Origin of the sequence: Oscillibacter sp. KLE 1745 (assembly GCF_000469445.2) — a bacterium.
GTDB classification, from domain to species: domain Bacteria; phylum Bacillota; class Clostridia; order Oscillospirales; family Oscillospiraceae; genus Oscillibacter; species Oscillibacter welbionis.
On sequence record NZ_KI271689.1, the window covers coordinates 1 to 874 of the forward strand.

Here is an 874-nt window from a genome sequence, read left to right on the forward strand (position 1 = left end):
ATGAAAATCATTGTTTCCATCAAGCAGGTTCCCGACACCTCCGGTAAGGTGGCGGTGAATCCGGACGGCACCCTGAACCGTGCGTCCATGCAGACCATCACCAACCCCGACGATATGAACGCCCTGGAGGCGGCCCTGAAGATCAAGGACGCCACCGGCTGCAAGGTTGTTGTGGTGACCATGGGTCCGCCTCCCGCTGCCGGTATGCTCCGCGAGGCGCTGGCTATGGGCGCTGACGAGGCCGTGCTGGTGTCCGCCCGCGAGTTCGGCGGTTCCGATACATACGCCACTTCTCAGATCCTGGCTGCCGCCATCAACAAGATCGGCGTAGAGGCTGACGACATCGTCATGTGCGGCCGGCAGGCCATCGATGGCGACACTGCCCAGGTGGGTCCCCAGATTGCCGAGAAGCTGCATCTGCCCCAGGTGACCTACGCCGCCGACATCCAGAAGGACGGCGACACCATCACTGTGAAGCGGATGCTGGAGGACGGCTACATGACCATCAAGGTCAAGACTCCCTGTCTGATCACCTGCATCAAGGAGCTGAACGATCCCCGCTACATGAGCGTGGGCGGTGTGTTCGAGGCTTACGGCAAGCCCATGACCACCTACGACTATGAGGCGCTGAAGGACGATCCCCTGATCGACGCCACCACCATCGGCCTGAAGGGCTCTCCCACCAACATCTTCAAGAGCTTCACCCCGCCCCAGAAGGGCGCCGGCATGATGCTGGAGGGCGCCGACAAGGCGACCTGCGAGAAGCTGGCCGACATTCTGGCGAAGAAGCACATCATCTGAGAAAGGGGATAAACGAATATGTCTAATTTCAACAGCGCCGATATCGCTGCTTTCAAGGATGTGTGGGTCTTCT

General features: G+C 60.1%; 1 protein-coding gene. It reads left to right on the forward strand.

The features are described from left to right. Positions 1 to 801, forward strand: an 801-nt coding sequence (gene acrB / locus HMPREF1546_RS03460; RefSeq protein ID WP_021751686.1) for an acryloyl-CoA reductase electron transfer subunit gamma, incomplete at its 5' end; no start/stop codon positions are given. Positions 802 to 874: the final 73 nt, after the last annotated feature.